The sequence below is a fragment of the Clostridium sp. genome (assembly GCF_051656525.1).
Classification (GTDB): Bacteria; Bacillota; Clostridia; order Clostridiales; family Clostridiaceae; genus Clostridium.
Genome location: NZ_JBOGCC010000038.1, coordinates 23246 through 32749, shown reverse-complemented (window position 1 = coordinate 32749; position 9504 = coordinate 23246). Strand labels below are relative to the sequence as shown.

General features: G+C 28.0%; 8 protein-coding genes and 2 pseudogenes. All 10 read left to right on the top strand.

Going from position 1 to position 9504, the window contains the following annotated elements:
• Positions 1-173: pseudogene (locus tag ACRDDY_RS01255) on the top strand (molybdopterin-binding protein); the annotation flags it as partial.
• A gap of 1 nt (position 174) precedes the next feature.
• Entirely contained in the window at positions 175-651 is a 477-nt protein-coding gene (gene moaC, locus ACRDDY_RS01250) for a cyclic pyranopterin monophosphate synthase MoaC (protein WP_438563152.1), read from the top strand.
• A 16-nt stretch (positions 652-667) separates the two neighbouring features.
• Complete coding sequence (gene moaA / locus ACRDDY_RS01245; protein ID WP_438563151.1) at positions 668-1636, top strand: GTP 3',8-cyclase MoaA; 969 nt, start codon at positions 668-670, stop codon at positions 1634-1636.
• 4 nt (positions 1637-1640) lie between these two features.
• Positions 1641-2072 (top strand): MOSC domain-containing protein, encoded by a 432-nt coding sequence (locus tag ACRDDY_RS01240; RefSeq protein WP_438563150.1) that lies wholly within the window; start codon positions 1641-1643, stop codon positions 2070-2072.
• A gap of 69 nt (positions 2073-2141) precedes the next feature.
• Positions 2142-3350 carry an NADP-dependent isocitrate dehydrogenase gene (locus ACRDDY_RS01235; protein ID WP_438563149.1) on the top strand — a complete coding sequence of 403 codons (1209 nt, stop codon included), beginning with the start codon at positions 2142-2144 and terminating at the stop codon, positions 3348-3350.
• Between the two features lie 351 nt (positions 3351-3701).
• Positions 3702-4013: a hypothetical protein gene (locus tag ACRDDY_RS01230; RefSeq protein WP_438563148.1), complete on the top strand. Its 312-nt coding sequence runs from the start codon at positions 3702-3704 to the stop codon at positions 4011-4013.
• Positions 4014-4024: 11 nt separating this feature from the next.
• Entirely contained in the window at positions 4025-4336 is a 312-nt protein-coding gene (locus ACRDDY_RS01225; RefSeq protein WP_438563147.1) for a hypothetical protein, read from the top strand.
• Between the two features lie 120 nt (positions 4337-4456).
• Positions 4457-5812 (top strand): PTS sugar transporter subunit IIC, encoded by a 1356-nt coding sequence (locus tag ACRDDY_RS01220; RefSeq protein WP_438563146.1) that lies wholly within the window; start codon positions 4457-4459, stop codon positions 5810-5812.
• A gap of 120 nt (positions 5813-5932) precedes the next feature.
• Positions 5933-7497: pseudogene (locus ACRDDY_RS01215) on the top strand (IS1182 family transposase).
• A gap of 253 nt (positions 7498-7750) precedes the next feature.
• Complete coding sequence (locus ACRDDY_RS01210) at positions 7751-9499, top strand: ABC transporter ATP-binding protein (RefSeq protein WP_438563145.1); 1749 nt, start codon at positions 7751-7753, stop codon at positions 9497-9499.
• Positions 9500-9504: the final 5 nt, after the last annotated feature.

The following is a 9504-nucleotide window of genomic DNA, read 5'->3' as shown; positions in this document are numbered from 1 at the left end:
CAGGATGTGTAATGTATTCAAAAAGAACAATATTTGATTTAGTTCTTCCTAGAATATTAGCAGATGAAAAATTAAAAAGAAGAGATATAAGTGCACTTGGACATGGTGGTCAATGTTTAATTGATTGTAAAGTATGTACGTTCCCACATTGTTCTTTTGGAAAGGGGGAATAAAATGGATAATGGTTTAACTCACTTTGATAAAAATGGAAATGCTGTTATGGTAGATGTTTCAGGAAAAAAAGATACTGAAAGAATTGCAGTTGCAGTAGGAAAAGTTTTAGTAAGCCCTGAAACTTTAGATTTAATTAAAAAAGGTGAAATAGGAAAAGGTGATGTTTTAGGAGTAGCAAGAGTTGCTGGAATAATGGGGATGAAAAAAACATCGGATTTAATTCCTATGTGTCACCCAATAATGATAAAAGGTTGTTATATAAACTTTTCTATAAATGAAGAGGAATGTGCAATAGATATTGAAGGAATGGCAAAGCTTACAGATAAAACAGGAGTTGAAATGGAGGCTTTAACAGGAGTTTCAATTGCAGCTTTAACAATATATGATATGTGTAAAGCAGTAGATAAAAGAATAAAAATAACAGAGGTTCATTTAAAAAGTAAGAAAGGTGGAAAAAGTGGAGACTTTTTCTATTAAGTAAGAGGTGGAGAGTTTGAAAGATAAATTCGGCAGAACAGTAGACTACATTAGAGTATCATTAACAGATAGATGTAATTTAAGATGTGTTTATTGTATGCCAGCTAAAGGTAACAAGTTTTTTGAATCAGAAGACAAGTTAACTAAGGATGAAGTTATAGAAGTAATTAAAGCTAGTGCAAAGCTTGGAATCAGAAAAGTAAGATTAACAGGGGGAGAGCCTTTAGTTAGAAAAGATATTGAAGGATTAATTGAAGGAATAAATAAAGTTAATGGAATTGAAGAAATTGCATTAACAACAAATGGAATTCTTCTAGAAGAAAAGTTAGATTTCTTTAAAGAACATGGAGTTAAGGCATTAAACATAAGTTTAGATACATTAAATGAAGAAAAGTTTAAAGAAATAACAAGATGTGGAGATATCAATAAAGTTTTAAGAAGTATAGATAAAGCAATAAATCTTGGAATGAAGGTAAAAATAAATACAGTTGTTGTTGAAGAATTAAATAAAAATGAAATATTAAGTCTTGTGAATTTTACAAGAGATAAGGATATTGCATTAAGATTCATTGAACTTATGCCTATAGGTGAAGGGAAAAACTTTAAGGGTGTTTCAAATGAAGAAATTTTAGAGATTTTGAAGGAAAATGAATTAAATATAGAAGTTATAGAAAGAAATAAAAAAGATGGTCCTGCAAAATATATAAAAATAGAAGGATATACAGGAAAAATTGGATTTATTAGTGCAATGAGTAATTGTTTTTGTGAAGATTGTAATAGAATAAGAATAACTACAGATGGAATGCTTAAACAATGTTTAAATTGGAAAAGTGATATTAACTTAAAAAAAGTTTTAAGAGATGAAAATGAAGAAAAACTTTTAAAGGTAATAGAAAGTGGAATATACAATAAACCAGAAATGTATTTATTCAACAAACAAGATGAGAATGAAGAAGTAAGAAATATGAATGAAATTGGAGGATAAAAAGATGGGAAAAGTAAGAGCAATTTGCAAAAGTGAAAAAAAGGGAACGGCTAAGAAAAGAATACCGGAAATTAATCTTGTAGAAGGATTTGGATTAGAAGGTGATGCTCATGGAGGAAATTGGCATAGGCAAGTTAGTCTTTTAAATGTAGATAAAATTGATGATTTTAATAAAGAAGGCGGAAATGTTGTATTTGGAGACTTTGGAGAAAATTTAGTTATTGAAGGAATTAAGGTTAATGAATTAGAAATAGGGACACAATTAAAGGTTGGAGATGCTATACTTGAAATAACTCAGATAGGAAAGAAGTGTCATAATGAATGTGAAATTTTCCATAGAGTTGGAAGATGTATTATGCCTGTTTATGGAACTTTTTCAAAAGTTATTAAAGGTGGTCATATAAAAGAAGGTGTAGAAGTTTGCGTATTAAAATAATACATAAATTGAAAAAAAAGTAAATTTAATATATAATCACTTTAAACAAAAAGTTTAGGGGGCGATTATATGAGTAAAATAAAAATGAGTACACCATTAGTTGAAATGAATGGTGATGAAATGACAAGAGTTTTATGGAAGGCTATAAAGGAAGAACTTTTAGAGCCTTTTATAGAACTAAACACAGAGTATTATGATTTAGGGCTAGAGTATAGAGAAAAAACAAAAGATAAAGTAACAGTAGAAGCCGCAGAGGCAATAAAAAAATATGGTGTTGGAGTAAAATGTGCAACAATAACTCCAAATAAACAAAGAGTAGAAGAATATAATCTAACAGAAATGTGGAAAAGTCCTAATGGAACTATTAGAGCGATTTTAGATGGAACTGTATTTAGAGCACCAATATTAGTAAATAACGTAAAGCCTTATGTGAAGACATGGAACAAGCCTATAACAATTGCAAGACATGCTTATGGAGATATTTATAAGGATGTAGAAATGAAAATAGAAGAAGAAGGTTTATGTGAATTAGTATTTACTAATAAAGAAGGAAAAGAAACTAGAGAAACTATTTTTGATTTTAATGAGAAGGGGATAGTTTTAGGAATGCATAATAAATATAAATCAATTGAAAGTTTTGCAAGAAGTTGTTTTAATTATGCATTAGATACTAAATTAGATTTATGGTTTTCAACTAAAGATACTATTTCAAAAAAATATGATCATACATTTAAAGATATATTCGAAGAAACATTTGAAAAAGAATATAAAGAAAAATTTGAAAGTTTAGGTATAGAATATTTTTATACATTAATAGATGATGCTGTAGCAAGAGTTATAAAATCAGAGGGTGGCTTTATATGGGCTTGCAAAAATTATGATGGAGATGTAATGAGTGATATGATAGCAACAGCTTTTGGTTCACTTGCAATGATGACATCAGTTTTAGTATCACCAGAAGGATATTATGAATATGAAGCAGCACATGGGACAGTTCAAAGACATTTTTATAAACATTTAAAAGGCGAGGAAACTTCAACAAATTCTATTGCAACTATATTTGCATGGAGTGGTGCATTAAGAAAGCGTGGAGAACTTGATAATAATGTAGAGTTAAGTAACTTTGCAGAACAGTTAGAGAAAGCATCAATAAGAGTTATTGAAGATGGAAAAATGACAAAAGATATGGCTTTAATAACTGAATTTAAAAATCCAAAAGTTTTAAACAGTTTCCAGTTTATAAAAGAAATTAGAAATGAAATAGAAAAAAATATATAAAATTTTTAAAGTAGCATAGCCTGTAAAGTACTCAGGTTATGCTATTTCTATGAAAAAATATATAAAAGATACAAAAAAAGTTAGAAAAATTCATAAAAATTTCATAAAAATGTTTACATTGTCAAAAATTTATTATAGAATAAGAGTGTAAATAATTACTAAAATTTATAAAAAGTTCACTAAAAATAACAAAACAAAAATTTGTAGAAAAAACAGTATTTACAAAAAGTAAAATATATACAAAAAAGAAATAGTATGATATATTTATTAAATAAATTAATAGATTAGTCATAACTTCTATTATGATGAATATACTTTTAAAGGAAGTAAAAGTAAAAGGAGATGTTTTAAATGAGTAAAGTATTAGTATTATCAAAAGGAACGGGACAAGCTAAGGCTTTTGAAAGAGTTGCAGTAGAATACGCAGAGAAAAATAATTATCCAATAGAGTGGGTTTTTGGGACAGAGAAAACTATGGGAGAAGCTCTTGCAGGTGGAGATATAAAGGTAGCAATTATAGCACCTGAGTTAATGCTAGTAGAAAAAAAGGTTAAAGCTGAATTAGAAGCAGTAAATGTACCTCATGTAACTTTAAAACCAGTTGATTTTGGATTAAAGAATATGGCAAAAATAATGCCTCAGATAGAACAATATATAAAATAGAGGCTAAAGTTATGGGAGATATTATCTTAACTAGACCAGGAAATCATATGCTAGGGCTTTTAGATTACACTGTTTATGTTAACGATGAAAAGGTTACCTTAATAAGAGATGATGCTAGAAAGGTGTTAAATCTTAAAAAGGGAAATCATAAAATATTTATTAAAGTTTTAGGAGCTAAAAGTAATGTTTTAAACATAGATATAGAAAAAAATAAAACTGTTAGATTAACTTGTGAAGTTGGGCTTACAGGAATTAGAGGGTTGTTTTCATATTTTCATATTTTTAGCAAAAAATTATTAAAACTAGATTACACTGTAATTTAATGGTCAAATTCGTGTAATTAATAAACTATGGTATGTATAGCTTATATTTTGAAATTACGGCACTTATTTCAAAGTAAAAAGCAATTATATATAAATAAAAGTATATAAGGGGGAAATGAAATGAAATTTATGGACAAATTAGCTGCAGGCTTAGAAAAATTTCTTATGCCAGTAGCTGAGCGTATAGGTAGACAAAAACAATTATGCGCTTTAAGAGACGGATTTATATCAACATTACCGATTGCTATGGCTGGTGCCATGGGATCACTAGTATTAAATGCACTTGTAAGAGACACATCGGTTTTCGGTGAAAAATTAAATAAAATGGATGCATATGCACAAAATATTCAACCATTTTTAACTAAGTATATTCAACCAATACTTGGAAATATGTGGTGGGGGACTATTGCATTAACATCAATATTCTTAGTAATTGCTATTGCTTATGCATATGGTAGAGCAGAAGAAGTTGATCCTTTTGCAACTGCTTTAGTTAGTTTAGGAGCATTCCTAACAATAGTTCCAGATGCAGCTAAAGTTTCTATTACACCAGAAGGCGCAGAAAAAGCTATAGAAGGTGTACAGTGGGGGGTAATTAACTATTCATCATTTAACTCGACAGCGATGTTTACAGCAATGTTAGTTGCTATGATTGGGGGATGGATTTTTGTTAAACTTACCAAAAAAGGATTTACAATAAAAATGCCTGAGCAAGTGCCACCAGCAGTATCAAAAGCATTTGCAGCGGTTATTCCTGCAATTGTAGTAGTTGCATTAGCTGGTATAATTCATTCAATAAGTATAAACTTTGCGGGAATGGATTTTAAAGCTGTTATAGAAAAAGCTATTCAAGATCCATTAATAAACCTTGGACAATCACCAGTAACTTATATTTTCTTAATTTTATTATCGCAATTATTATGGTTCTTTGGTTTACATGGACTAAATATGGTAGAACCGGCTTTAAATACAATGTACAAGCCAACATTATATCAAAATATGGAAGCAGTAGCTGCAGGAAATGATGCAGTTCATACTTTAACAAGAAACTTTGTTGACGTATACGCTATGCCAGGAGGATCTGGAGGAACTTTAGCATTATTAATTGCTATCTTCATATTCTCTAAGAAGCAAGAATCAAGAGAACTTGCAAAACTAGCTATTGCACCAGGATGTTTTAATATAAATGAACCAGTAATCTTTGGATTACCACTTGTATTAAACCCAATTTACTTCATACCATTTGTAATTACACCACCAATCTGTATTGCTATAGCATATTTTGTCACAGAAGCGGGAATGGTATCCAAGTTATGTGCAGAGCTTCCATGGGTTACGCCACCAGTATTCCATGCAGTGTTAGCAACAAATGGTGATATAAAAGCAGGTATACTTGCAGCAGCATTATTACTTCTTTCAGTATTAATCTGGACTCCGTTTGTCATAGCAGCAAATAAAATAGGAAATGATAATTAAATAGAAATATGAAAGGGGCTGTCTCAAAATAAATTTTGAGATTTGCCCGAATTCTAAAAAGCAAACCGATTAAGGTTTGCTTTTTTTGCGTAAACTAATCACATATTTAAAGAAGAAAAAATTTTATTTAATCAAACAGAATTTAATATTGAAAGAAAATATAATATTCCAGAAGATTCTTCGGTGAGGTTACTTTATGAAGTAACGGAGAAACTAAATTATGACAAATTAAACCAAACCTATGATAAAAGAGGTAGGAAATCTGTAATTTCACCAAAGACTTTATTTAGAATATTAATTTATGGTTTTATGGAGAAAATTTATTCATCTCGTGATTTAGAAAAAGCATGCAATAGAGATATAAATTTTATCTGGCTTTTGTGTGGCGAAGAAGCTCCTGATCATAATGCTATCGCTCGATTTCGTAGTCAAAAACTTTCAAGTTGTATTGATGATTTATTTAACCAGTTAGTTATTAAATTAGCTGAAAAAGAAGAAATTCAATATCAAAATATTTTTATTGATGGAACAAAAATTGAAGCTAATGCTAATCGTTATACATTTGTTTGGAAAAAATCTACTGAGAAATATGAAGCTAAATTAAAAGAAAAAATTCAAAAAAACATACCTGAAATACTTTCAAAATTCAATTTAAGTCTAACTGATTTTGCCGATACTGCTTTTCTAGAAGCTATCGAAGAATTACACTCTCAATTAAACGAGATAAAATTAAAAAATCAAGTGAAATTTGTAAGTGGAAAGGGTAAACGTAAAAGTCAATTGCAGAAAAGCATAGAATTGTTAGAAGAATTTATTGAAAAGCAGAAAAAATACAATAAATATAACCAACAGTTTGATGGCCGAAATAGTTTTTCAAAGACAGATGTAGATGCTACATTTATGCATATGAAAGAAGATCATATGAAAAATAGCCAATTAAAACTGGGATATAATATTCAAATCGGAGTTGAAGCAGAATATATTGTGGGTGTAGATGTTTCATCAGAACGTTCAGATCAATTAACGTTAATTCCATTTCTAGATAAACTTGAAGAAAATCTTCCTACTAAATTTGAAAATGTTATTACCGATTCCGGGTACGAAAGTGAAGAAAATCTAGAGTACTTAGATAAAATGAATATACTCCATACATAAAGCCTCAAAATTATAAAATAAAAGAAACACGAAAATTTAAAAAAGATATTCGTCGAAGAGAGAATATGTTTTATTCTGAGCAAGAAGATTATTATATTTGTGCTAAAGGAAGAAAGTTACTGCCAATAAATAGTAAAATAAAAAGAACAAAATCCGGCTTTGAAGCATTACTTACAATTTATGAATGTGAAACTTGCTCGGATTGTGAGTATAAACAAAAGTGTACTCGTGCAAAAGGAAATAGACAATTACATATTTCTAAAAACTTTTTAGCAAAAAGAGCTCAATCTGAAAAAAATATAGTATCTTCTCGTGGAATTTTATTAAGAAAAAATAGAGCTATTCAAGTTGAAGGTGCTTTTGGAGTATTAAAAGAAGATTATAGATTTAGACGATTTTTCACACGAGGAATGGCAAATATAAAAGTAGAATTTTTATTATTAGTATTTGGATATAATATAAATAAATTATTTAATAAATCGCAACAAAATCGAACTAAAACATGGCTTCACGGAAGCGAAGCTGCATAAAATAAGAACTACTGGAATTTAAAGGTTATCTCACTAGATAGCCTATTTGCTGCGTTCCAAATTATTCTAGATAACTATTTTTGAAATGAAAATGGATAAAAAAGGGTGTCTCTGAGGAAGTTTAAAAACTTCATTCAGAGACACCCTCTTTTTATTGATTTTAAAATAGAAGTAGGATTTTATATAAAAAAAATTAAGGAAAGTATTTACAAAAAAAAAAAAATAAATGGTAATATTAAATAGGAGGATAGATATGAAAGAAAATTTAATAAATGTAAAAAAAATAATGTATCATATTTTTAAAAATGAACCTAGACTATTAATTTTAAGTATTGTTTTATCAGCATTATTAGGAATATTACCAATAGTAGGAGTGTTTATAAATAAAATCCTTTTTAATAGTATTCAAAGCAATGAAAAAGTAGATGAAATAGTAATAATTTTTTTAAGCCTTATGGTATATAGTATTATAGCAAAATTATTAATTCAATATAGCGAATATATAAATGAGATAACAGAAAGTAGATTAAGTTATAAAATTAATTATAATTTATTAAAAAAAACATTAAATCTTAGTTTGCGAGATTATGAAGATTCTAAAACATATGACAATTTACAAAGAGCAGAAGGAGAAGCAGCATTTAGACCATATTTAATTTTCAAAGTTATTTTATCAACGATAACTAATATTATGTCATTAGTATTTGCGACCATAATATTAGTTAAATGGAAATGGTGGATAAGTATAATTATAGTTTTATTACCAGTTATGATGATAAAACATTATAAAAAAATATCAAAAAAGGAAAAAGAAATATATGTAACAAGAACTAAATTTGAAAGAAAAGCATGGTACATAAATTTTTTATTAACAAAAGATCAATCAATAAAAGAAATAAAAATTTTTGGATTAGGTAAAGAGTTAGTAGAAAAATTTTTAATAATTAAAGAGTATATTTTTTCTAAAAATATAGAGATATCGAAAAAAAAGATTATTCTAAATACAAAATTTCAAATAGTTTGCTATGTAATTGTAATGATAATTAATGGATTAGCGATTTGGGAAGGCGTTTTAAATATAATTTTAATCGGAACAATATTGGAAATAACAAAAGCAACTTCAATTACTGAAAACTCTATAAAAAGTATAACAAGTAATATATATGCGTTAAATCAAAGTGGCTTATATAGTAAGTATTTACTGGAGTTCATAGAATTAGAAGAAATAAATGGTAATGAAGAAGATGAGGAACTTACGAAAATTGAGAGTATTGAATTTAAAAATGTTAGTTATAGATATAAAGATAAAGAAAAATTTGCATTGAAGAATATAAATTTAGTAATAAAAAAAGGTGAGACTGTTTTACTAATAGGAAGAAATGGTTCTGGAAAAAGTACATTGATAAAAATTTTAAGTGGATTATATGATGAATATGAAGGGGAAATATTAATTAATAATATTAATATGAAAAAATTTTCAAGAGAGTCGGTAATGAAGCATATAGGTGTGGTTTTTCAAGATTTTATACAATACCAAGAATCGGTAAAAGAAAATATACACTATGGTGATATTAATAGAAAGAGTGAAAATAAAGAAATAATAGAAGCTGCGATGATTGCGGGAGCAGATAAATTTATAGATAAATTAAAAGATAGATATGAACAGAGGGTTGGTAGTTGGTTTGAAGGGGGATTACAATTATCAGGAGGAGAGTGGCAAAAACTAGCATTAGCAAGAGCATTTTACAGAAATGCAGATATGTATTTATTGGACGAAGCTAGTTCAGCATTAGATCCAGTTTCAGAAAAAGAATTATATGAAAAAATGAAAAGGCTTACACAAGATAGGATTGGAATTATAATCACGCATAAACTACTCAAATATAAAGTAGGAAATAGAATATTAGTATTAAAACAAGGTGATTTGGTTGAAGATGGGAACCATGAGGAATTAATAAAAAAGGAAGGAGAATATTATTCTATATATAATAGTACAAATTAAAATAA

Excerpts from the sequence above, each read along its gene's own strand:
- moaC (WP_438563152.1), top strand. The coding sequence starts at position 175 with ATGGATAATGGTTTAACTCACTTTGATAAAAATGGAAATGCTGTTATG.
- ACRDDY_RS01240 (WP_438563150.1), top strand. The coding sequence starts at position 1,641 with ATGGGAAAAGTAAGAGCAATTTGCAAAAGTGAAAAAAAGGGAACGGCT.
- ACRDDY_RS01235 (WP_438563149.1), top strand. The coding sequence starts at position 2,142 with ATGAGTAAAATAAAAATGAGTACACCATTAGTTGAAATGAATGGTGAT.
- ACRDDY_RS01230 (WP_438563148.1), top strand. The coding sequence starts at position 3,702 with ATGAGTAAAGTATTAGTATTATCAAAAGGAACGGGACAAGCTAAGGCT.
- ACRDDY_RS01225 (WP_438563147.1), top strand. The coding sequence starts at position 4,025 with ATGGGAGATATTATCTTAACTAGACCAGGAAATCATATGCTAGGGCTT.
- ACRDDY_RS01220 (WP_438563146.1), top strand. The coding sequence starts at position 4,457 with ATGAAATTTATGGACAAATTAGCTGCAGGCTTAGAAAAATTTCTTATG.
- ACRDDY_RS01210 (WP_438563145.1), top strand. The coding sequence starts at position 7,751 with ATGAAAGAAAATTTAATAAATGTAAAAAAAATAATGTATCATATTTTT.